This is a genomic window from Brevibacillus thermoruber 423 (assembly GCF_000454065.1).
Lineage (GTDB): Bacteria > Bacillota > Bacilli > Brevibacillales > Brevibacillaceae > Brevibacillus > Brevibacillus thermoruber.
Genome location: NZ_KE695651.1, coordinates 330378 through 352804, shown reverse-complemented (window position 1 = coordinate 352804; position 22427 = coordinate 330378). Strand labels below are relative to the sequence as shown.

Below are 22427 nucleotides of genomic sequence, written 5' to 3'. Positions count from 1 at the left end.
GGCTTGAACGCGCTGTCTTATCGCAGCACCTGAGCGCGCTTGGGAAGCAGGTCGTGACGGATCAGATCGGCGAGGCTCTCCCGCTTCACCACCAGTTCCGCTTCGCCGTCTTTGACAAAGACGACCGCGGGGCGCGGGATCCGGTTGTAGTTGTTGGACATGGCGTAGCCGTAGGCGCCGGTGCTGGTGACGGCCAGGATGTCGCCCGCCTGTGCCGGCGGCAGGGTGACATCCCATATCAGCATGTCCCCCGTCTCGCAGCATTTGCCCGCGATGGAGACCTGTTCCGTCGCCGGTTCGTTCATGCGGTTGGCGACAGCCGCCTCGTATTGGGCCTGGTACAGCGCAGGCCGCAGGTTGTCGGTCATCCCGCCGTCCACGGCCAGGTATTTGCGCACGTCGGGAATCTCCTTGCGGGAGCCGATGCGATACAACGTGGTGCCCGCCTCTCCGACGATGCTGCGGCCCGGTTCGATCCACAGCTCCGGCAGCGGGATGTCACGGGCGGTCAGTTCCTGCCGCACGGCTGTCGTGATCGCCTTGACGTACTCCTCAGGCGGAAGCGGCGTGTCGCCCTCCACGTAGCGGATGCCAAAGCCGCCGCCGACGTTCAGCACTTGCGGGAGATAGCCGAACCGGTCCTTTGCTTCTCGCAGCAGTTCCGCCAACCGCTCGACGGCGACGATAAAGCCGTCCGTCTCGAAGATTTGCGAGCCGATGTGGCTGTGTACGCCGAGCAGGTTCAGCCAGGCGCTCTCGTGGGCCTGCTTGATCGCGTCCAGTGCCTGCCCGCTCTTGACGTCAAAGCCGAACTTGGAGTCCTGCTGGCCGGTGGAAATGTATTCGTGCGTATGCGCCTCCACGCCGGGCGTCACGCGCAGGAGCACCGCCACCCTCTCGTTTCGCTCCTCGCCCAACTGCCGGAGGATGTCCAGCTCGTAAAAGTTGTCGACGACGAAACAGCCGATGCCGGCATCCAATGCCATTACAATTTCTTCCATTGATTTGTTGTTGCCGTGGAAGTGAATGCGCTCGGCGGGAAACCCGGCCTGCAGGGCGGTGTACAGCTCGCCGCCGGAGACGACGTCGAGAGACAGCCCCTCCTCCTCCACCAGCTTGCACATCGCCATCGTGCAAAACGCCTTGCTCGCATAGGCGACCTGAAAACGGAACCCGGACTGGCGGAACGCCTCCATGTACGCCCGGCACTTGCTGCGAATCAGCGCCTCATCGTACACGTACAGCGGCGTCCCGTACCGGGCAGCCAGCTCGGTGACATCACAGCCGCCGATTTCCAAATGTCCCAATTCGTTTACTCGACTTGTCCCGTGCAAAAACATCCCCAAATCCTCTCCAATCTCCTGCTGCATACCGTGCGGTTGCGTTGTGTCTTTATACAGAAAGGCAACTGAGCGCGATTCGCCAGTTGCCGTATCCACCTAGCATCCGTTAGGCTTACCATTCAATTTACTACAATAAAGTGCGTTTGACAATGGGTCGTGGCTTTTATTGTCAGAAAATTCCCCGACTGGTCTACTGCCGCGAGGAATCGGGGGAGCGGACAATGCTCGGCCGCCTGTTTTTCATCGGCACGGCCATGCGGATGACCACGTCCTTCATCGCCTTGTAGTTGAATGGAATGAACGGCCAGAGGTAGGGCGTATCCAGTGAGCGGGTGAAGGCCAAGCCCACCAGGACGACGGTCAGGCCAAGCATCAGGCCGGTCGTGGAAAAAAAGCCGACCATCAGGATGAGGAAGAGGCGGACCAGCCGATTGGCCTGCCCCAGCTCATAACTGGGGGTGGCGAACATGCCGACTGCAGCCACCGCCAGGTAGAGGATCACTTCGGGCACAAACAGGCCCACCTTGATGGCCACTTCCCCCACCAGAATCGCCGCGAGCAGGCCCATCGCGATCGACAGCGGCTGCGGCGTGTGAATCGCCGCCATCCGCATCAGATCGAGTCCCAATTCCGCCAGGACGAACTGCCCCAGCAGGGGGATTTCCGCCTTTTTCTTGATGCCGATGTAGGCGAGCTGATCCGGTATCATCGAGGGGTGCATCGCCAGAAGCAGCCAGACCGGCAGCAGAAAGACGGAGGCGAAAATCCCGAAAAAGCGCACCCAGCGCAGATAGGCACCGACGACAGGGGTTTGGCGGTACTCCTCGGCGTGCTGGACGTGATGAAAATAGGTGGCGGGCGTGATCATGACGCTCGGCGACGTGTCCACGTAGACCAGCACGTGCCCCTCCAGCAGGTGGATCGCCGCCACGTCCGGCCGCTCCGTATAGCGGACGAGGGGAAACGGATTAAACGACTTGCCGATGATGAATTCCTCGACGGTTTTCTCCGCCATGGGAATGCCGTCGATCTGGATGTTTTGCAGACGGTGCCGCAGCTTCTGGACCAATTCCTCGTTGGCCACATCCTTGAGGTAGGCGAGGGCCACATCGGTTTTGGTCCGCTCCCCGATCTGCATGATTTCAAAACGCAGCCGCTCGTCGCGAATCCGCCGCCGCGTCAGAACGGTATTGATCACCAGCGTTTCCGTAAACCCGTCGTGGGCGCCGCGGACGATTCGCTCCGTATCCGGTTCTTCCGGCTGACGGGTGGGCAGCACCTTCGCGTCCATGATGATCGCCTCGGGCGACCGGTCGATGATGATCCCCACTTGGCCGACGAGCAGCTTGTCCAAAAACTCGTCGGTGGTGGACACCTTGGTCAACTGATAGAACGGGATGTACTTGTGGTACAAATGCTCAAGCGCATTGGACTGCATGTCCCGCTCCCTCAAATTGTTCAGGTCGCGCATCACCTGGACGATGATGTCGGAACTGGCAAAGCCGTTTATGTAGTACAGCAGGAGACGTGTGCCGCCCACGGTAAACTCATGCACACCCACGTCAAAACTGATGCCCACCCCCAGCTTTTCATTCAGATACTCCTTGTTCTCTTCCACGCGTTCCGAGATGGGGCGCCGTTTCGTCGCGTCTTTCTGTGCCATGGGAACCGCTCCTTTCCAGTATCCATTTCACCGCAGTCAATGTGACCGGGCACCCCTTGTGCAGATGGTCCCTGCCCTGCATCTTGCCGACGTCCCCGATGCCGATGATGTTGGGCACCTGCAGCGCGTTGAGGACGTCCACCGTATCCCCGTAAATGCGGTTTTCCAGCGAGCCGTCGGCAAATCCGTCCTTGTCCACCGCCTCGTCCACGATCCGCCCCCGGTTGTCGACCGAGACCCTCACCGACGCTCCCCTCACCCATTTGGTGTTGGAGGCGACGGCGATGGCGCCCAGGACCTCAATATCGGGATGCCGGACCACGTATTCGATCGCCCGTTCGCCCTGGCCCTGTCCAAAGTCGCCGTTGTCGTCAAACATGACCAGCACCGGATCGGAGGCGGCCATCTTGATCAGTTCCACCATCTGTTCGCCGGACAGGGGCGTGGGATTTCCCGCCGACAGGGAAATTGCGCGGCCGCCGACCTGCCGGGCGACGGTCTCGACCGCTTTTTGCGCGACGTGATCGCCGTCGGTTACCAGAATGACTTTTCGCCGTTGTCCGCCCATGAGGGTCACCGTCCCGCTCACGTCCGTTTTCAGCCTTTGGGTTTGAAGACAAGCGCCGCCAGGAATCCGAAGGCGATCGCTGCGGAGATCCCTGCGCTGGTAACCTCGAATATGCCGGTGACAACGCCGATCAGCCCGTGTTGTTCCGCTTCGCTGATCGCCCCGTGATAAAGCGCGTGGCCAAAGCTGGTGATCGGCACCGTGACTCCGGCGCCGGCAAAGTCGATCAACCTGTCGTACACGCCGATAAAGTCCAGGACGACACCCGAGACGACCAGCGTGCTCATGACATGGGCAGGTGTCAGTTTGGCGACGTCCATGAGCAGTTGGCCCACGACGCAGATCAATCCGCCCACCACGAACGCAATGAGGTATTCCATTACGATTCTCCTCCTTCCAACGCCACGGCGTGGGCGATGCACGGGATGGAATTGCCCTGCTGGTAGCTGACCGGGCTGAGCAAAGCGCCGGTGGCGCACACCAGCACTTTTTTCAGCAGCCCTTTGTTCAACTGGTCGACGATGTAGCTGTAGGTGACCACGGCGCTGCTGGCACAGCCGCTGCCGCCCGCGAACACGTCCTGGTCGGGCGAATACACCATCAAGCCGCAGTCGTTGTATACCCCTTCCATGTCATACCCGTCCGTTTGCATCCATTCCTTGACGATGGGATACCCGACGGCGGCCAGGTCGCCCGTGACAATCAAATCGTAATCGCGCGGGGTACGGCCGGTGTCGGAGAAATGCGCCTGCAGGGTGGAGACGGCAGCAGGCGCCATCGCCGATCCCATGTCAAACGGGTCCTTCACGCCCATGTCCACCACTTTGCCGATGGTCGCATAGGTGATGCGCGGCCCGTTTCCGCCGATACCGACCAGTCCCGCCCCCGCCCCCGTCACGGTCCATTGGGCAGAGGGCGGCTTCTGTCCGCCGTATTCGGTCGGATAGCGGTATTGACGCTCGGCCGTCGCGTTGTGGCTGCTGCAGGCGGCGATCGCCCGGTTGACGTAGCCGGCGTTCACCAGCGCCGCCGCGTTCGCCAGGGTGAGCATTGACGTGGAGCAGGCGCCGTACATGCCCAGGAGCGGGATGGCCAACTGCTCCGCCGTAAAGTTGGTGGTAATGTTTTGGTTTAACAGGTCGCCGGCGACGATCACGTCGACATCCTGTTCGGTCAACCCGGCCTTGTCCAGGGCCAACTGCACCGCGTCCTCCATCAATTGGCGCTCCGCATTCTCCCAGCAATCCTGGCCGGCATACATGTCGTCATACACCTTGTCAAAAAACGTCCCCAGCGGCCCTTCCCCTTCCTTGGGCCCGACCGCCGTCGCCGAAGACACAAGCCGCACGTCCCTGGTAAACTGCCAGGTTTGCCGGCTGACCCGGAATTCCGCTGCTTGGCTACCCACCGTTTGTCCTCCTTACGTGAACATCTTCCAGAGTGTCTTCAGGACGCCCGCGACAAAGGCGGCCACCACGCCAAACACGATGACGGAGCCGGCCAGCTTGAACATGTTGCCGCCGACCCCCAGCACAAACCCCTCGCTGCGATGCTCAATCGCGGCCGAGGCGATCGAATTGGCAAACCCGGTCACCGGCACGGCCGAGCCCGCTCCCGCATACTGGCCGATGTTGTCGTAGACGCCCAAGCCGGTCAGCAGCACGGCCAAAAAAATCAGGGTGGCCACGGTCGGATTGCTTGCGGTTTTTTCCGTAAACCCGAAAAAGGTGATATAGATGTTCTGCAAGATTTGTCCCAAGAGGCAGATCGCCCCGCCTACCCAAAAGGCGCGCAGCGAGTTGAGCAGGACGTTTCGCTTCGGCTGGTATTTGGCCGCCTGCTGCTGATACAGTTGCTTCGTCATGGGCATCGATTTGGACGTTTTCGTCTTGGTCCCCATCTTGTTCACTCCTTCTGATCATAGGTGCCGCCGGTCCTGCCACCGTATGCAATGGTTCATCCATATGGTTCCTGTTTCTATTCACTTCTATGAATGGCTGTATTTTCCACTCGATTACAAGCGAAGCAGCCACTGCAGGAGCGAACCGCCGATCTTTCCAAAAACCATCGCCATCAGCAGGACGATCAGCTTTTCGTCCACGTTCAGCCTTTTCGCCAAAATCGGAAACACGTTCAGCACTTCGGTCAATCCCGCCGCCAGCGTGCCCACAAACACACCGGCCAAGAGGCCGTACAGAGAGGTGGTCACCAGCGGCAGACGGGCCACCCATTGAAAAAAGTCAGCCATCGTAAAAAAGAGGGCCCCGGCCACCAGCGCCCATTCCAGCGCCCGTATGTGGCGGTGGGCATTGGTCAACTGCGTCAGACGCGGAATGATGTCCAGCACGGTGATAAAGGCGACGAATCCGCTGCCGACAGCCACTCCCCCTCCCAGTCCGATCAGCACCAGCAGCAGATACTGCCAGGCGTTCATGATTTGGTCCGCTCGTTTTCCTTGTTTTCGTGCTGGATGTAATACTGGTCCAGGCTTTGCTGATACATGAACAGCTCCACCTCCAGCGGACTGGGTTCTTCCGTGATCCGTTTTTTAAACAAGTGATTAAAAAACAGCACCATCCCCAGTCCGATCCCGATCGAATAGGGGATTTGCAGCCACAGCGGCTGCTCGCTTGCCTTCCCGGTAATCAGGTAGTGGATCCGCTGATGGACCTGAAGCATGCTCACGTCCGTATGAAAGTTCATGATCGCGAGACCCGACCCGACGAACAGCAGCAGCCATACCGCGGCTACCAGCACCGGTTTGGGTCGTTTCCGCGGGTTGAGCACTTCCACGATGATCTGCGTCGATCCCTGAATCTCCAGACTGGCTTCCGGATAGGCGGTCCGGATCTTGCGAATCACCTGCATGATATCGATGATGATCAAATCGCCGTCTTCCGGCTGAACGCGATAGACGGGCATCCTCGCCAATGCCGCCTCCCGCTCCCCGTCCCAATAGAGCTGGCAGATGTCTCCCAGGGTGATCACCGCCTGCGGTTTGACAGACAGCCGTTTTCGCAGTCGCAGAAACAAAGGTTCTTGCACGTCAATCCCTCCTTTGTGCCCTGCCGATCTTCCGCTAGTATGCGCCGTTTGCCGGCCCGGTCATGCAGTCGGGGAAAACGTTTGTGCGGCCACAAAAAAAGACCAGACGAGCTTACTGCTCAATCTGGTCCTTGATCGTCTGCAAAATGCGCTTTTCCAGCCTCGATACCTGCACTTGCGAGATGCCCAGCCGCTCTGCCACTTCCGATTGGGTCTGGTCCTTGTAGTAGCGCAGATAGACAATGAGCTGCTCCCGCTCGTTCAGCCGGCTGATGGCGTCCTTCAGGGCGATTTTTTCAAACCATCGGTTGACGCCGTCGTCGGCAATCTGGTCAATCAGCGTAATCGGATCGCCGTCGTTTTCAAACACCGTCTCGTGAATCGACGACGGCGCCCTGCTCGCTTCCTGGGCCAGCACCACCTCTTCCGGCGTGATGCCCACCGCCTCCGCCACTTCCGAAATGGTCGGCGACCGGCCGTACACTTTGTACAGCTCGTCTTTTGTCCGCCGCACCTTGTTGGCCGTCTCCTTGAGCGAGCGGCTCACCTTGACCGTCCCGTCGTCGCGCAAAAACCGCTGAATTTCCCCGATGATCATCGGCACGGCGTACGTGGAAAATTTGACGTCGTACGCCAGGTCAAACTTGTCCACGGCTTTCAGCAGGCCGATGCATCCGATCTGAAACAGGTCGTCCGCCTCGTAGCCGCGGTTGATAAAGCGCTGGACGACAGACCACACCAGCCGGATGTTGCTGTTGACGAGAAGCTCGCGGGCCTCGGCATCTCCATTCTGGCTTTTGGCAATCAATGCTTTTACTTGATCATTGGTCAGAAAGGGCTGACTGGCATTTTTGATATCGGCACCCATTGGCACTACCCCTAATTTTGCAAGGCTTTGGCACACGAAAGGCGTTTGGTCAGGCGAACGGTGGTTCCTTTTCCGACGGCTGTCACCACCTCCAGCGTGTCCATGAAATTTTCCATGATGGTAAAGCCCATGCCGGAGCGTTCCAGTTCCGGCTTGCTGGTGTAGAGCGGCTGCATGGCCAGATCGACGTCCTCGATGCCTTTACCTTGGTCTTCCACCACCAAATCGACCAGGCCGTCTTCGATGCTGACGGAGATGCGGACCACGCCTTCCGCGTTTTCGTCGTACCCGTGAATGATCGCGTTGGTAACCGCTTCGGACACAACCGTTTTGATTTCTTCCAACTCCTCGACCGTCACATCCAACTGCGAGATGAACGATGCGACGGCCACGCGGGCAAACGCCTCGTTTTGGCTCAGTGCGGCAAACGACACCGTCATGAAATTGCGCTTGGTCATCTTACGCCACCCCCAGTACGTGCAGCGCTTCCGCTTCGCTTTCGCGGAACTTGATCACCTTGAACAGGCCCGACATCTCAAAAATCCGGTAGATGGTCGGATTGATCGAACACACGACCATTTCGCCGGAGCGGGCGGAAATCTGCTTGTATCGGCCGAGAATGACTCCGATGCCAGAGCTGTCCATAAACGCCAAATCGGCCAGACTGAGTACGATGTGGCGTATATGCGGATTGCGCAGGATCTCATCCACTTTGCTGCGCAGTTCTTCCGCCGTGTGGTGATCCAGTTCTCCCTGCAAACGGACGACCAGCACGTCCTGCTTGGTTTCCGTGGCGATGCGTAGACTCATAGCTGACACACTCTCCTTCATCCCGTAGTTCTCTCTCTTTTCTTCCAGGCCCATTCCATTTCCTGCCAGGCGACAAAAGAACAAAAAAATCGAGCAGCCGAAGGTCACATTCGTGGCAACTCGATTCTTTTCGCGATCGTGATGTCTGTTCAGTAGCCAATCAAGACGTGTTTTGTGGTTCGCTTGAGAATCTCCCACATGCCTGCCTTCTCTATCGATTGCTCCGGATAGAGATCAATGCGGCTCACTTCTTTGCCTTCCTTGGTTCGGATGAAGATATGACCGACAATCTGGTCCTTGCTGACGGGCGCATACACCGTCGGATTCAAGACGACCTCCCTGGTGAAGTGATCAGGCGATTCGCCCCGCTTCATCAGCAGACTGACCGCTTGCGGCGTGATGACGTTCACCTGCGGATGCTTTCCCTTGTCCACGGTGATCGGCTGCACCACTTCTCCCTTTTTGTAGACCGACTGCACCTTGAAGTGGGTAAACGCGTAGGTGAACAGCGTGGACACTTCCGCGTTGCGCGTCTTGGTGTCGGGTTCTCCCATCACGACGGCGATGACCCGCATGTTGTTGCGCTTGGCGGTTGCCGTCAGACAGTATTTGGCTTCGCTGGTGTAGCCCGTCTTCAGTCCGTCCACCCCTTCGTAAAACCGGATGAGACGGTTGGTGTTGACGAGCCAGAACGGACTGTCCGAGTCTTTTCGCAGATAGTCCTGATAGGTCCCGGTATATTTGGTGATCAATTCATGTTTCAACAGCTCGCGGGACATGATCGCAATGTCCATCGCCGAGGAGTAATGTTCGGGGGCCGGCAGGCCGTTGGAGTTCACAAAATGCGTATTCTTCATGCCGAGCTGCTTGGCTCGCTCGTTCATCCGGGCTACAAAAGCCTCTTCCGTGCCGCCCAGATGCTCTGCCATGGCGACGGAGGCGTCATTGCCGGACGCGATCGCGATGCCCTTGATCATGTCATCGACGGTCATTTCTTCCCCGGGCTGCAAAAAAATTTGCGAGCCCCCCATCGACGCCGCCCGTTCGCTGGTGCGAACCTTGTCGGTCAGCTTGATCTCGCCCCGATCCAGCGCCTCCATGATCAGAAGCAGGGTCATCACTTTGGTGATGCTGGCGGGAGGCAGTTTTTCATGCGCGTTCTTCTCGAACAAAACGGTTCCCGTATCCGCTTCCATCAAGATGGCGGACGTCGCGCGCGGCGCGAAGTTCATCTCCTTTTGATCGGGTGCGGGCTTTTCGTTGGCAGCCACCGCCATCGGAGAAAAGAAAGCAACACATGTGACGAACACACACAAACCCAGATACAGCGTCCTTTTCATAGCATCCCCTTCCCTCCATTCATGGTTTTATTCTCACCAATCGGACAGGAAAATATTCACAAGAGGGAAATGGCGTTTCGGCACAAAAAAAGCCCCCCCTTCACCTGAACGAAAGGGGAGCCGCAGATTGAGGACAAACCGATTGTATCGAAGGAGAAGCATGTTTCCGGCAGAGCGACTTGTGAGCCCTACCGAGCGGAGCATCGATTTGCGGGAAAAAGGAGCGCCACCTCTGAAGGGGCTTCGTATCGATGCTACTTTGGCGATCCCCCGCAAATCGGTGCGGAGCGTGCAGTCTATGCGTCTCTGCTGGTCGAGCATGGAGCGGATGCCGGAAACGTACTTCTCCCCCCAGCAGTCTTTGTCTGCACACTAAGCCCCCTTCGCCTGGGCGAAAGGGGACCGCATTCAGATGACAAACTTGCGAACGTTGTCCGACAATTCGTCCGCCAGCGTTTTCAGTTGTTCCACATTTTCGCTGATTCGCGCGATGGCGTTCAGTTGTTCGTCGACCGTTTCCACGACGCCGCTCAGGGACTGGTTGATCTCGTCCGACATGGCGGAGAGCCGGTGCATCGAGCTGGTTACCACCTGGTTGCCGGCGGCCATCTCTTCCGAAGCGGCCGACATCGCTTCGCTCTGCTCCGCCGCCGACTGGATGTCGGAGACGATGTGCTGGAAGGCGACGCCCACCGACTCCACGGACTGCAGTCCGTCGCCGACCATCGCGACGATCTCGTCCATGTGGGTGCTCATGCCCATCGCGTCGTCGTTGATCGAATGGGCGATGGAGGCGATGCGTTCGGAGAAGGCGCTGCTCTCCTCCGCCAGCTTCCGCACTTCGCTGGCGACGACGGAAAAGCCGCGTCCCGCCTCGCCGGCGCGAGCTGCCTCGATTGCCGCATTGAGCGCCAGCAGGTTGGTCTGCGAGGCGATGCTTCTGATCATCTCCACGATGCTGGTGATCTGGCGGGCCCGGTCGCGCAGGCCATGCATCTGCCGGGCCGTCCGCTCCACTTCACCGGTCGCCTGCCGGACCGTGGAGATGACATTTTTCACCAGTTCCATCCCGTCCTGAGCCCGCTCGAAGGTGCGTGTCGTGGCCAGCGTCGTCGATTCAGCCGCTACCGCCACTTGTTCCACCCCTTGGGAAATCTCCGATACGGTTCGGACGGCCGCCGCCACCTCGCCCGTTTGCAGGGAGACCCGCTCGGAAATGGTGGTGACGTTTTCCGTAATGAGCTGAATGGCCCCTTTGTTTTGCTGCGCAAAAACCGACAGCTCGTCGGCAGCCGCGTTCAATCGGGCGGCTTGTCCCTGCACGAGGGAGATCAGCGTGCGCAGTTCCGCCACCATTTCGTTCATTTTTCGTCCCACCATGGCCAGTTCGTCGCTGCCTTTGACTTCGACCTCCACGTCAAACCGTCCGGCACCGATGCGCTCCATGTCCTGGGCGATGGCGTACAGCGACTGGCGGATGCGCTTGGCGAACCACCAGATCAGCAGGGCCGACAGGGCAATGACGGGAAGGCTGATCAGGGCGAAGTAGAGCCCCATGCCGTTTACGTCGCCGTACACCTCGTCGGTGCCGGTGGTCAGGACGACACTCCAGCCGAGCGACGGGATGGGCGCCAGCGCCGCGAAGGAGTCCGTCCCGTCCGCTTCGTACAGCAGGCTGCTGCTTTGCTTTTGTCCTGCCAGCTCGAGCATCTCCTCGTAGTCGCTATTTTCGGCCAGCGAAAGCTTTCCGTTGTGTTCGCGGTCGTGGTGGGCGATCACCAGCCCGTCCGGCCGCACCACAAACGCGTACCCGGCCTGCATGAACGGAATCGACTCTACTTTGCTGACGATCGGCTCAATCGTAAAGCCGACCACCAGCACGCGGGAGGTATCCTTGTTTTTCTCGCCGACCGGCGCGGCGAGGTAGAGATAGCTTCTGTCGCTGCCCTGCACGATCTCTTCATCCGAGATGACTGGGGCCGCTGTCGAGACGGCCTGTTGAACGAACTTCTTCTGCTTGAAATCAGTCTCGCTTCGCCCCGTAAGCGAGTACAGTGCTTTTCCGCTGGCCGTATCCACCAGGTAGATTTTCGCAATCTCCTTGTGACTTTGACGCAGCAGATGGAACTGCTCCATGATCAGCGGCTCCATCTCCGTCGTCATTACGCGCTTGGACGCCGTATCCAGCGTAGAGTTCATCATGTCCTGAATCCAGTCTTCCATGCTGGCGGCATGCTGTTCCGCCAGCATTTTCGCCTGGGCGGACGTGATCCCGATCAGCGTCGACTTGGAAAGGGACAGCGCTATGTATTGAAGGGAACCAATAATGACCAAAACAAGAATAATGCCAAACGCAATCATTTTGGTGGCGAGGGACCCCTGGAGCTGTTCCTTCAGCGACCCCAGCACCCGGGGCGCATCACGCAGCCAACTTAGAGACATTCCCTTTCCTCCAAAACGTAATCCTCGAAAACGCATTTCTCGAAAACGCGGCAGTCGTATTTTCCGCATGAGCAACAGCCCCCTTTTTTCAATCAGCAGCTCCATATTATGCCAGGCAGGCGGTAAAGAAAAAAGCCTCCACGAACACGTTCAGGGTGTGATACCCGGTCGTTTCGCAGAGGCCACATTGTGCAGTGTTGTCAGGAAAAACAGGATTCCCAATCGGATTGATCGGGAATACCTGTCCTCGCGTTTCTAGTTGTATAAATGGCAGGCCGCGAAATGGCCCGGTTCCACTTCTTTCCAAACCGGCTCGACAGCGGAGCATTCCGGCATCGCCTTCGGGCAGCGGGTGCGGAAATGGCAGCCGCTCGGCGGATTCATCGGACTGGGCACGTCGCCCTGCAGGACGATGCGCTCCCGTTTGCGCTCCACTTCCGGGTCCGGAATCGGGATGGCCGACAGCAGCGCCTGGGTGTACGGATGGAGCGGTTTTTCGTATAGCTTCTCACTATCGGCCAGCTCCACCATTTTGCCAAGGTACATGACGGCGACGCGGTCGGAGATGTACTTCACCATCGACAGGTCGTGGGCGATGAACATGTAGGTCAGGCCCATCTTTTCCTGAAGCTGCTGCAGCAGATTGACCACCTGTGCCTGCACCGACACGTCCAGCGCGGAGATCGGCTCGTCGCAGACGATAAACTTCGGCTCGACGGCCAATGCGCGGGCAATCCCGATCCGCTGGCGCTGGCCGCCGGAGAATTCGTGCGGGAACCGGTTCATGTGCTCCGGGTTCAGGCTGACCAGCGAAAGCAGCTCCTGGATTCGTTCCTTGCGCTTTTGGCCGGATGCCAGGCCGTGAATGTCCAGCGCCTCTCCGATGATGTCGCCCACCGTCATCCGCGGGTTGAGCGACGCGTACGGATCCTGGAAAATCATCTGCATGTTGCGGCGCATCGCTTTCATTTCCTGATGGTTCAGCTTCATCACGCTTTGGCCTTCAAACAGGACGTCGCCTGCCGTAGGCTCGTACAAACGAAGGATGGTACGGCCGGCCGTGGACTTGCCGCAGCCGGACTCCCCTACCACGCCGAGCGTTTCGCCGCGCTTGATCTCAAAGGACAGATCGTTTACGGCTTTCAGGGTATTGTCACCGATCTTGAAAAATTTCTTCAGGTTGCGCACTTCAATCAGCGTATCGCGTTTCTCCACTGGTTACCCCTCCTCTTACGATCCTGCGCGGTTTTGCGCCAGCGGGTGCTGCAGCCAGCAGGCGGCGCGCTGCGTCGAGCTGATTTCTTTCAGTTCAGGATCGTACTCCTGGCAGACGCGCATGGCCGATTCGCAGCGGGCGGTAAATCCGCAGCCGACAGGAGGACGAAGCAGGTCCGGCGGAGTGCCGAAAATCGGCGTAAGCGGCTCGTCGCGTTTCAGGTCCAGGCGCGGAACGGAGCGCAGCAGCCCTTTAGTGTACGGATGCTGCGGGTTGTAGAAGATGTCGTCGACCGTTCCCGTCTCAATCACCTTGCCGGCGTACATGACGATGACGCGGTCGCACATCTCGGCCACGACACCCAGGTCGTGCGTGATCAGGATGATGGACGTGCCCGTCTTTTTCTGCAGGTCTTTCATCAGGTCCAAAATCTGCGCTTGAATCGTCACGTCCAGCGCCGTGGTCGGCTCATCCGCAATCAGCAGCTTGGGCGAGCAGGCGAGCGCAATGGCGATCATGGCGCGCTGCCGCATCCCCCCGGAAAATTCGTGCGGATACTGGTCGACGCGCTTTTCCGGCTGCGGGATGCCGACCATGGTCAAGAGTTCGATGGCACGCGCACGGGCGGCGGCGCGCGTCATCTTTTGGTGCTTGATCAACCCTTCCATAATCTGGTTGCCGACTGTCAGGGTCGGGTTCAGCGAGGTCATCGGGTCCTGAAAAATCATCCCGATTTCCTTGCCGCGAATCGCTTCCATCTCTTTGTTCGACTTCTTGACGATGCTCTCGCCGTTAAAGATGATATCCCCTTTTTTGATTTCACCCGGCGGCATGGGAATCAGCTTCATCAGGGTCTGCGCCGTCACGGATTTGCCGCAGCCGGACTCCCCTACGATCGCGACCGCTTCCCCCTTGTTTACGTGAAAGTTCACGCCGCGTACCGCTTTTACTTCCCCCGCGTACGTGTGGAAGGAGACATGTAGGTCTTTCACTTCAAGAATGCGTTCCATTGCGATGATCCCTCCTATTTGCGCAAGCGTGGGTCTACGGCGTCGCGCAGACCGTCACCGAACAGGTTAAATGCCAACATCGTAACGGAGATGAAGAGGGCCGGGAACATCAGCCGCCACGGATAGTACTTCATCGCCGCCAAGCCTTCGGCCGACATCGTGCCCCACGATGCGACCGGCGCGGAAACCCCCAAACCGATGAAGGAAAGGAACGACTCGGTAAAGATCGCGGTCGGAACGGTCAAGCTCAACGTCACGATAATCGGCCCCAGCGCATTGGGGATCAGGTGCTTGAAGATCAGACGGTTGTTGTCAGCGCCGAGGGAACGGGCGGCCAGGACAAATTCCTGCGCTTTCAACTGGAGGATCTGTCCGCGGACAATCCGCGCCATCCCGATCCAGCCGGTAATCGTCAGGGCGATGATGATGGTCACAACCCCCTGCTCCATCACCACCATGAGCAGAATGACCACCAGCAGGTACGGAATCGCGTACAGAATATCGGCAATGCGCATCATGATTTCATCCACTTTGCCGCCGTAGAATCCGGCAATGCCGCCCCAGATCATCCCGATGATCAAGTCGATGAGGGCTGCGGCAAACCCTACTTCCAGCGAGATGCGGGCGCCGTACCAGACGCGGACGAACACGTCACGCCCCAAGTCGTCGGTCCCAAACCAGTGTTCGGCCGACGGCGGTTTGTTCTTGCCGGCCAGGTTGGTCGTATAATAGTCGTGGGAACTGAAGATCGGGATGAAAATGGCACAGGCGACCAGCAGCAGGATAAAGATCAGGGAGGCCATGGCCACCTTGTTCATTTTCAGCCGGCGCCAGACGTCCGCCCAGAAAGAGAGGCTGGGACGCTTGATTTCCTCCGCCTGGCGAAGGTCGACGGATATTGGCTCGAAATGCTCTTTCGTCAGTTGCATGAATCATTACTCCCTTCCTGTGTCACTCAGCTTGATCCGAGGGTCAACCAGGGTGTACGCGATGTCTACGAGCAGAACCGCCGCGACGAGAATAATCGAGTAGAACACCGTCGTCCCCATGATGACGGTATAGTCGCGGTTCGTGATGGAGAGAACGAACTCGCGTCCCAGTCCGGGGACCCCGAAAATGCGCTCGATGACAAACGCACCCGTCAAAATGTTGGCAACAAGCGGACCCAGGTAGGTAATGACAGGCAGGAGAGCGTTGCGAATCGCGTGCTTCACGGTAATCGTAAACGTATTGAGGCCTTTCGCTTTGGCCGTCTTGATGTAGTCCTGGCTCAACACTTCCAGCATGTTGGAACGGGTCAGGCGGGCGATAAACGCCATCGGCATCGCAGACAGCGCGAGAGAAGGCAGGATGGTGTATTCAAACCCTTCCCACTTCGCAATAGGAAACCAGCCCCATTTAATTGCAAAGAAATATTGGTAAAATGATGCAAGGATAAAGCCGGGAACAGACAATCCGAGCACGGCGATCACCATGGCGGTATAGTCCTGCCATTTGTTGTGTTTCAACGCCGCGATGACCCCCAGCGTAATGCCTCCGAAGACAGCCAGCAGCAGCGCCTGCGCACCCAGGTGTGCCGACACGGGGAATCCGCGTTTGATCATGTCATTGACCGTGGAGGATTTTTCCGTGAAAGACGGTCCCAGATCCCAGGTGATGATGCCCTTCAAGTAATCGAGATACTGCTCGTGCAGCGGCAGGTTCAGCTTGTATTTGGCCTCCAGCGCGGCACGAATTTCGTCCGGAACGTTTTTTTCCGACGTGAACGGACCGCCCGGCACCGCCTTCATGATGAAGAAGGTGGCCGTTACGATCAGGAAAAGCGAGAGAAACATGAAAAAGATACGCTTGCCAAGATAACGGATCAAAAAACTTACCCCCTTGCAGATTGTTTGTTGCTTTCACGACCCATCTTTGCACTGCGTTCGCGCGGAATGCAGTGCAAAAATCGGCTGTGCAAATAACCCTTTGGTTCGATCTCTTGCACCCATCTTCTCTCTCTATCGGCTTGCTGCCGTCTGTCTCTTTGGAACCGGCCCGCAAAAGATAAGGTATATGGGGTTCCATATACCTTATCCCTGCAGAACCGGTTTCCGTCTGGCAACCGCTCAAACGGCGGGGAAATCGCGCTTACTCAATGTACGCCCATTTCCAGTCGACTCCGCCCAGACCATCGATCACAACGCCTTTTACATCGTCGTCCTTCACCCAGGAAAGGGTGTAGAAATAGATCGGAATGATGGGCATTTCGTCCATCAGGACCGCTTCCGCTTCGGCGAGGGTCTTCAAGCGCTGCTCTCCGGACTCCTTCGCGGATCGGTTCAGCAGCTCCTTGAACTTCGGGTTTTCCCAACGGGTGTCGTTGTTGCCGCCATCCTTCTCTTTGTACAGCTCCAGGAAGTTGATCGGGTCGTTGAAGTCACCCAGCCAGCCCATGCGGCCAATCTGGAATTTCCCTTCGTGGAGGTCTTCCAGGTACACCTTCCACTCCTTGTTTTCCAGCTTCACGTCTACGCCGAGATTTTTCTTCCACTGGTCCTGAATCGCCTGGGCGATCTTTTGATGCCCCTCGTGCGTGTTGTAGGACAGGGTAATCGTCGGCAGCTTGGAAATGCCCAGCTCCTGCATGCCTTCGGCCAACAGCTTTTTCGCCGTTTCCACGTCGTTGTCCTTGAAGTAGCCGTCCTTGTTCAGCGCCATCGACGGCGGCACGGCGCCCATGGCGGGGAGCTGGCCGGCCTGCAGGATGTTGTCGATCAGGGACTGGCGGTCGATCGCGTAGGCAAATGCCTTGCGGATCTTCACGTTGTTGAACGGCGGTTTCTCGGTGTTAAACTTGTACCAGTACGTGCCCGCGATCGGCTGGGTCGTCATCTTCCCGGAGTCTTTCAGCGCCGGGATGGCATCCGTCGGCAGGGAACTCATCGGCGCGCCGGCCCAGTCGAGCTCGCCGTTTTCAAACATGGACAGCTCGGTGGTCTCGTCTTCCACCATGGAGAACTCGATGCGGTCCAGTTTTACGTTGTCCTTGTCCCAGTAATTGTCGTTTTTCACGAGCACCATCTTGCTCTTGTGCTCCCACGACTCCATCTTGAACGGGCCGTTGCCCACATGGGTGCTCGCTTCGTTCGCCCACTTCGGATTCGCTTCGACCACTTTTTTATTGACCGGATAATACGTTCTGAAGGTGGTCAATTCAAGGAAAAACGGAGTCGGGTTTTCCAGTTTCACTTCCAGTGTCTTGTCGTCCAGCGCTTTCACGCCGACGTCCTCCGCTTTGGCTTTCCCCTTGTTGTAGGCTTCGCCGTTTTTCACGTAGTAGAGCTGATACGCGTAGTTGGATGCGGTTTTCGGATCGAGCGCGCGCTTCCACGCGTATTCGAAGTCATGTGCCGTTACCGGATCGCCGTTGCTCCACTTGCTGTCGCGCAGGTGGAACGTGTACGTCAGACCGTCTTCGGAAACGTCAATTTTTTCCGCTACGGACGGCTCCGGCGTTTTGCCGTCCTTGCCAATCCGGGTCAGGCCGTCGAACGTCGCCTGAATGATCGCACCGGACGTCGTGTCTTCCGCAATGCCCGGGTCAGCCGTCGGCGGCTCGGAATGCAGGTTCAGTCTCAGAAGCTGCGGTTTCTTCTCTGCGTTTGCGGCAGGCTGCTGGCCGGCAGGCGCGTTTTGGTCGCCCGTGGATGCTTGCTGTCCGCCGCAACCGGCCAAGGCCGCACCGAGAACGGCTATGGAGCTGACAAGTGCAAAAATGCTCTTTTTCAACGCAATAACCCCCAATACACAGTTCTTTTTTGTCTGTTTCTTTTTTTGTCTTTTTTCAGAAAATTCAAAAACGACGAATGGACAAGTGCGGCAAATGACTTCGGCTGGCATCAACTCCTTTCACTGGATCGGCACTTCGTCGTCACGAACGAAAGAGAAGGAATCCTTGTACTGCTTCAGTTCCAGCGACACGTCGGCCGCGGCGATTCCTTCAATTTGCGAGAGGCGCTCGTTGACGAAGGTTATGAGTTCATCGTTATTATGGAAACACGCTTGAATGATCAAGTCGTGCTTGCCGCTGAACGCACCCACGAACCGCACCTCGGGAAACTTGCTCAGCTCCTCGGCCACGCTGTTTTGCGACCCCAGCTTGGTGGTCAGTCCGATAATGGCCTGAACGTGCAGACCCAGCTTTTCCGGATCGGGGTGAATGACGAACTGGAACACGCCATCTTGCAACAGGCGGGTGATGCGCGAACGGATGGTGCCCTCGCTCAAGCCAAGTTGATGAGCAATTTCGGTATAGGGTCGTCTTCCGTCTTCCTGGAGGATCTGCAGGATCTGTTTATCAACATGGTCCAGCTTTCTCATAAATACGATTTTTGTAGAACCTCCATCAGTTTTTTACGAAATTCGAAAAAATCGTTAACATTTTGCCTGTCACCTTAAAAATATACGCAATTGTTAATGGTGTCAACGAAATTTGACAAGTAGAATTATAAAAAATTATAAACTCATTCCTAACAATAAATAATTTTTTATATTTTTGCGCAAGGCTCTTTTCTTCCATTGAACCGCAATTCAGTTGATTAATCAATAAAAATTTATCGAGAATCGCACATTTCAATCCGAATCGCGGAAAAACCGCAACCGCTCTTCACTCTCCGCCGTTCTCGCTCTATGCAAACAGGGCGTGCGGCATCGACCGCACCCCCTGTTCCGCCGAACGGGTCGGCTCCAGGCATGTTCCCTTTTTATTCCACAATCTTGTAAATGAGCGGCTGTTCCGGCGGCTGCTCGCTGCTGTACGCAAACGCTTCGTCCATTTCCTGCAGGGCATTTTGCAGCAGGCGCTCGTCGTTGGCGTGCAGGGTGGCCAGCGGTTCGCCGGCGCGCACCTGATCCCCCCGCTTTTTGTGCAGCACGATGCCGACGGCCAGGTCAATCGGCATCTCCTTGGTCAAGCGGCCCGCTCCCAGCACGACGGAGGCGTGTCCGACCGTCTCGGCGTCGATCCCGGCCAGATAACCGTCCTGTTTCGCTGTGACCTGTGCGGTCAATCCCGCTTTGGGCAGGCGGTCCGGTTCGTACACGTCGTGCTTGTCGCCGCCCTGTGCCTGTACCATTTGCGCCAGTTTATCCACGGCTTTGCCGCTGGCGATGATCTCCTCCAGACGGCCGCGCCCTTCGTCCACGGACGATGCCAGCCCGCCCAGCATGAGCATGCGCGCCCCGATCGCCAACGCCAATTCCGTCAAGTCCTTGGGACCGTTTCCGGCGAGCGTCTCGATCGCCTCTTTCACTTCCAGCGCGTTGCCCACGGCAAAGCCCAGCGGCTGGTTCATGTCGCTGATGACGGCCACCGTCCTGCGCCCCACCTGGCTGCCGATGTCCACCATTGCGCGGGCGAGCGTCTCCGCTTCTTCCAGCGTCTTCATGAACGCGCCTTTGCCCACTTTTACATCGAGCAGGATGGCGTCCGCCCCCGCCGCGATCTTTTTGGACATGATCGAGCTGGCGATCAGCGGCACCGCTTCCACCGTGGCGGTTACGTCACGCAGGGCGTACAGCTTTTTGTCGGCGGGAGTCAGGTTGCCCGACTGACCGATGACGGCCACGCCGATGTCCCGCACCTGCTGGAGGAACTGCTCGCGGGTACGCTCCACCTGAAACCCGGCAAACGACTCCAGCTTGTCGATTGTTCCGCCCGAGTGCCCCAGGCCGCGGCCGGACATTTTGGCCACGGGAATGCCGGCGGCCGCCACCAGCGGCGCCACGACCAGCGTCGTCTTGTCGCCCACGCCGCCGGTGCTGTGTTTGTCCACTTTCACTCCCGGGATGGACGTCAGGTCCAACTGCTCCCCGGATTCAGCCATCGCCATGGTCAAATCGCCGGTCTCGCGCGGCGTCATGCCGCGGAAGAGCACGGCCATGGCCCAGGCGGACATTTGGTAGTCGGGAATGCTTCCATTCGTATAGCCGTCGACGAGAAACCGAATCTCCTCCGTGCTCAGCTCCTTGCCGTCCCGTTTCTTCGCAATGATATCCACCATGCGCATGCTGCTTCACCTCAACCTGTTGTACTGCTGTCTGCCTACAATTTCGCCACAATCCCGTTCACGAGTGACAGGAACTGGGCCTTCACCCGTTCGGTCGTCTCCATTACTTCATCGTGGGAAAGCGGCTGTTCCAAAATGCCGGCCGCCATGTTGCTGATGCAGGAAATGCCGAGCACGTTCATCCCCATGTGACGGGCCGCGATTACCTCCGGCACGGTCGACATGCCGACGGCGTCTCCTCCGAGAATCCGCAGCATGCGGATCTCCGCCGGCGTCTCGTAGCTCGGCCCCAGCAGGCCGACGTAGACCCCTTCCTGCAGCTCGATGCCCAGCTCCGCCGCCACCTCTTTGGCCACCGCGCGAAGCGATTTGGAATAGGCCTCCGACATGTCGGGGAAACGGGGCCCGAGTGTGTCGTCGTTGGGGCCGATCAGCGGGTTGCGGAACGTCATGTTGATGTGGTCGCGAATCAGCATCAGGTTGCCCGGCTTGTAGCTCTCGTTGATCCCGCCGGCGGCGTTGGTGACGATGATCGTCTCCACGCCGAGCTGTTTCATGACGCGGATCGGGAACACCACCGCGTCCAGTCCGTGACCTTCGTAATAATGGAAGCGCCCCTGCATGGCCACGACCTGCTTGCCCTGCAGGCTGCCGATGACAAGCTGTCCTTTGTGTCCGACCACCGTGGAGACGGTAAAGCCGGGAATCTCGTGGTACGGGATGACGACCGGATTTTCGATCTCGTCCGCCAGTACGCCCAGACCGGAGCCGAGCACCAGGCCGATCGTCGGTTTTTCCGTCAGTTTCGGTTGGATGTAGGCAACTGCCTCCTGTACGCTGCTCATCGTGTTTTCCCCTCTCGATCCAATTCTTTCATCCGTTTACAGTCTGGCCAAAAAGCTTTCCCCGATCTCGGGCGCCTTGACGCCAAAGTTTTCGGCAATCGTGGCGCCGACGTCGGCAAACGTGCCGCGAACGCCCAAATCGCTTCCCTGTGCAACGCCCTTGTGGTAGACCAGAAGCGGCACGTATTCGCGGGTGTGGTCCGTGCCGTGGTGAACCGGGTCGTTGCCGTGATCGGCGGTGATGATCAACAGGTCGCCGTCGCCAAGCGCGCCGAGAAGCTCCGGAATGCGGGCGTCAAACTCCATCAGCGCCCGGCCGTAGCCTTCGGGATCGCGGCGGTGGCCAAACTTGGCGTCAAAGTCGACCAGGTTGACAAAGCTCAAGCCGGTAAACTCCTCGTTCATCGTCTTCAGCAGCTGGTCCACGCCGTCCATGTTGTCCTTGGTCCGGATGGAGCGGGTGATGCCCTCGTCGGCGTAAATGTCGCTGATTTTGCCGATCGCAATCGACGTCAGCCCCGCTTCCACAAGCCGGTTCATGACCGTCGGCGCAAACGGCTTGACGGAGTAATCATGCCGGTTGGCCGTGCGCACAAACGCCCCCGGCTTGCCGACGAACGGACGGGCGATGACGCGGGTGACGGCAAACTCGTCCCGCAGCGTCAGCTCGCGGGCGATCTGGCAGATCCGGTACAGCTCTTCCAGCGGCACCACTTCTTCGTGCGCCGCCACCTGGAACACGCTGTCGGCCGAGGTATAGACGATCACGTCGCCGGTCCGCATGTGCTCCTCGCCCAGCTCCTCGATGATCTCTGTGCCGGACGCCACCTTGTTGCCCAGCACCTTGCGCCCGATCCGCTGCTCAAATTCGCGGATCAGCTCGGCGGGAAAGCCGTTCGGATAGGTGCGAAACGGCGTGGACACATGCAGGCCCATGATCTCCCAGTGTCCCGTCGTCGTGTCCTTGCCGATGGAGATCTCTTTCATTTTCCCCCAGTGCGCCTTGGGAGCCTCCGCGGCCGGGACGTTCCGCAGCGGGGCGATATTGCCCAGGCCGAGCGCCTGCAGATGGGGCAGGGCAAAGCCGTCGACGCGTTCGGCGATATGGCCCAGCGTATGGGCGCCTTCGTCGTTGAAGCGGGCCGCATCCGGCAGCTCCCCGATTCCGACGCTGTCCATCACAATTAAAAAGACTCGAGAAAAACGTGGCATGTGAACCGCCTCCTG

The 22427-nt window shown here is 58.4% G+C and carries 22 protein-coding genes; all 22 read right to left on the bottom strand.

Annotated features, from left to right (window positions below):
* Positions 1–17: 17 nt before the first annotated feature.
* Positions 18–1340 carry a diaminopimelate decarboxylase gene (gene lysA, locus M516_RS0113160; protein ID WP_029099541.1) on the bottom strand — a complete coding sequence of 441 codons (1323 nt, stop codon included), beginning with the start codon at positions 1338–1340 and terminating at the stop codon, positions 18–20.
* A 193-nt stretch (positions 1341–1533) separates the two neighbouring features.
* Positions 1534–3006 (bottom strand): spore germination protein, encoded by a 1473-nt coding sequence (locus M516_RS0113155; protein WP_029099540.1) that lies wholly within the window; start codon positions 3004–3006, stop codon positions 1534–1536.
* A complete protein-coding gene (spoVAEA, locus tag M516_RS0113150) occupies positions 2933–3574 on the bottom strand; it encodes a stage V sporulation protein SpoVABEA (protein WP_029099753.1) in 642 nt (213 codons plus the stop codon). Before spoVAEA ends, M516_RS0113155 begins: the two co-directional genes overlap by 74 nt.
* Positions 3575–3603: 29 nt before the next feature.
* A complete protein-coding gene (gene spoVAE, locus M516_RS0113145) occupies positions 3604–3954 on the bottom strand; it encodes a stage V sporulation protein AE (protein WP_029099539.1) in 351 nt (116 codons plus the stop codon).
* Positions 3954–4982, bottom strand: a complete 1029-nt coding sequence (gene spoVAD / locus M516_RS0113140) for a stage V sporulation protein AD (protein ID WP_029099538.1) — start codon at positions 4980–4982, stop codon at positions 3954–3956. The genes spoVAE and spoVAD overlap by 1 nt, the downstream gene beginning before the upstream one ends.
* Before the next feature lie 12 nt (positions 4983–4994).
* Positions 4995–5474 carry a stage V sporulation protein AC gene (spoVAC, locus tag M516_RS0113135; RefSeq protein WP_029099537.1) on the bottom strand — a complete coding sequence of 160 codons (480 nt, stop codon included), beginning with the start codon at positions 5472–5474 and terminating at the stop codon, positions 4995–4997.
* Between the two features lie 114 nt (positions 5475–5588).
* Positions 5589–6008: a stage V sporulation protein AB gene (locus M516_RS0113130; RefSeq protein ID WP_029099536.1), complete on the bottom strand. Its 420-nt coding sequence runs from the start codon at positions 6006–6008 to the stop codon at positions 5589–5591.
* The gene (locus M516_RS0113125) at positions 6005–6619 is read right to left on the bottom strand and encodes a stage V sporulation protein AA (RefSeq protein WP_029099535.1); all 615 of its coding nucleotides are present in this window, start codon (positions 6617–6619) and stop codon (positions 6005–6007) included. Before M516_RS0113125 ends, M516_RS0113130 begins: the two co-directional genes overlap by 4 nt.
* A gap of 112 nt (positions 6620–6731) precedes the next feature.
* Positions 6732–7487: an RNA polymerase sporulation sigma factor SigF gene (gene sigF / locus M516_RS0113120; protein ID WP_029099534.1), complete on the bottom strand. Its 756-nt coding sequence runs from the start codon at positions 7485–7487 to the stop codon at positions 6732–6734.
* Positions 7488–7498: 11 nt separating this feature from the next.
* Positions 7499–7945, bottom strand: a complete 447-nt coding sequence (spoIIAB, locus tag M516_RS0113115) for an anti-sigma F factor (RefSeq protein ID WP_029099533.1) — start codon at positions 7943–7945, stop codon at positions 7499–7501.
* Position 7946: 1 nt separating this feature from the next.
* Entirely contained in the window at positions 7947–8297 is a 351-nt protein-coding gene (gene spoIIAA / locus M516_RS0113110) for an anti-sigma F factor antagonist (protein WP_029099532.1), read from the bottom strand.
* Between the two features lie 149 nt (positions 8298–8446).
* Positions 8447–9637 carry a D-alanyl-D-alanine carboxypeptidase family protein gene (locus tag M516_RS0113105; RefSeq protein ID WP_029099531.1) on the bottom strand — a complete coding sequence of 397 codons (1191 nt, stop codon included), beginning with the start codon at positions 9635–9637 and terminating at the stop codon, positions 8447–8449.
* 408 nt (positions 9638–10045) lie between these two features.
* Entirely contained in the window at positions 10046–12079 is a 2034-nt protein-coding gene (locus tag M516_RS0113095; protein ID WP_238550975.1) for a methyl-accepting chemotaxis protein, read from the bottom strand.
* 255 nt (positions 12080–12334) lie between these two features.
* Entirely contained in the window at positions 12335–13294 is a 960-nt protein-coding gene (locus M516_RS0113090; RefSeq protein WP_029099528.1) for an ABC transporter ATP-binding protein, read from the bottom strand.
* Positions 13295–13309: 15 nt separating this feature from the next.
* A complete protein-coding gene (locus tag M516_RS0113085) occupies positions 13310–14305 on the bottom strand; it encodes an ABC transporter ATP-binding protein (RefSeq protein ID WP_029099527.1) in 996 nt (331 codons plus the stop codon).
* Positions 14306–14319: 14 nt separating this feature from the next.
* Positions 14320–15234 carry an ABC transporter permease gene (locus M516_RS0113080; protein WP_029099526.1) on the bottom strand — a complete coding sequence of 305 codons (915 nt, stop codon included), beginning with the start codon at positions 15232–15234 and terminating at the stop codon, positions 14320–14322.
* A 6-nt stretch (positions 15235–15240) separates the two neighbouring features.
* Positions 15241–16173 (bottom strand): ABC transporter permease, encoded by a 933-nt coding sequence (locus tag M516_RS0113075; RefSeq protein ID WP_029099525.1) that lies wholly within the window; start codon positions 16171–16173, stop codon positions 15241–15243.
* Positions 16174–16435: 262 nt separating this feature from the next.
* On the bottom strand, positions 16436–18076 hold the full coding sequence (locus tag M516_RS0113070; protein ID WP_029099524.1) for a peptide ABC transporter substrate-binding protein: 1641 nt from the start codon (positions 18074–18076) through the stop codon (positions 16436–16438).
* A 120-nt stretch (positions 18077–18196) separates the two neighbouring features.
* Positions 18197–18667 carry an Lrp/AsnC family transcriptional regulator gene (locus M516_RS0113065; RefSeq protein ID WP_029099523.1) on the bottom strand — a complete coding sequence of 157 codons (471 nt, stop codon included), beginning with the start codon at positions 18665–18667 and terminating at the stop codon, positions 18197–18199.
* A 383-nt stretch (positions 18668–19050) separates the two neighbouring features.
* On the bottom strand, positions 19051–20355 hold the full coding sequence (locus M516_RS0113060) for a pyrimidine-nucleoside phosphorylase (protein WP_029099522.1): 1305 nt from the start codon (positions 20353–20355) through the stop codon (positions 19051–19053).
* A 35-nt stretch (positions 20356–20390) separates the two neighbouring features.
* Entirely contained in the window at positions 20391–21200 is an 810-nt protein-coding gene (locus M516_RS0113055; RefSeq protein ID WP_029099521.1) for a purine-nucleoside phosphorylase, read from the bottom strand.
* 36 nt (positions 21201–21236) lie between these two features.
* Positions 21237–22412, bottom strand: a complete 1176-nt coding sequence (deoB, locus tag M516_RS0113050; RefSeq protein ID WP_029099520.1) for a phosphopentomutase — start codon at positions 22410–22412, stop codon at positions 21237–21239.
* Between the last annotated feature and the right edge of the window lie 15 nt (positions 22413–22427).

Coding starts and splice junctions, on each gene's coding strand:
- lysA (WP_029099541.1), bottom strand. CDS start 1,340: ATGTTTTTGCACGGGACAAGTCGAGTAAACGAATTGGGACATTTGGAA.
- M516_RS0113155 (WP_029099540.1), bottom strand. CDS start 3,006: ATGGCACAGAAAGACGCGACGAAACGGCGCCCCATCTCGGAACGCGTG.
- spoVAEA (WP_029099753.1), bottom strand. CDS start 3,574: ATGGGCGGACAACGGCGAAAAGTCATTCTGGTAACCGACGGCGATCAC.
- spoVAE (WP_029099539.1), bottom strand. CDS start 3,954: ATGGAATACCTCATTGCGTTCGTGGTGGGCGGATTGATCTGCGTCGTG.
- spoVAC (WP_029099537.1), bottom strand. CDS start 5,474: ATGGGGACCAAGACGAAAACGTCCAAATCGATGCCCATGACGAAGCAA.
- M516_RS0113130 (WP_029099536.1), bottom strand. CDS start 6,008: ATGAACGCCTGGCAGTATCTGCTGCTGGTGCTGATCGGACTGGGAGGG.
- sigF (WP_029099534.1), bottom strand. CDS start 7,487: ATGGGTGCCGATATCAAAAATGCCAGTCAGCCCTTTCTGACCAATGAT.
- spoIIAB (WP_029099533.1), bottom strand. CDS start 7,945: ATGACCAAGCGCAATTTCATGACGGTGTCGTTTGCCGCACTGAGCCAA.
- spoIIAA (WP_029099532.1), bottom strand. CDS start 8,297: ATGAGTCTACGCATCGCCACGGAAACCAAGCAGGACGTGCTGGTCGTC.
- M516_RS0113105 (WP_029099531.1), bottom strand. CDS start 9,637: ATGAAAAGGACGCTGTATCTGGGTTTGTGTGTGTTCGTCACATGTGTT.
- M516_RS0113095 (WP_238550975.1), bottom strand. CDS start 12,079: ATGTCTCTAAGTTGGCTGCGTGATGCGCCCCGGGTGCTGGGGTCGCTG.
- M516_RS0113085 (WP_029099527.1), bottom strand. CDS start 14,305: ATGGAACGCATTCTTGAAGTGAAAGACCTACATGTCTCCTTCCACACG.
- M516_RS0113080 (WP_029099526.1), bottom strand. CDS start 15,234: ATGCAACTGACGAAAGAGCATTTCGAGCCAATATCCGTCGACCTTCGC.
- M516_RS0113065 (WP_029099523.1), bottom strand. CDS start 18,667: ATGAGAAAGCTGGACCATGTTGATAAACAGATCCTGCAGATCCTCCAG.
- M516_RS0113060 (WP_029099522.1), bottom strand. CDS start 20,355: ATGCGCATGGTGGATATCATTGCGAAGAAACGGGACGGCAAGGAGCTG.
- M516_RS0113055 (WP_029099521.1), bottom strand. CDS start 21,200: ATGAGCAGCGTACAGGAGGCAGTTGCCTACATCCAACCGAAACTGACG.
- deoB (WP_029099520.1), bottom strand. CDS start 22,412: ATGCCACGTTTTTCTCGAGTCTTTTTAATTGTGATGGACAGCGTCGGA.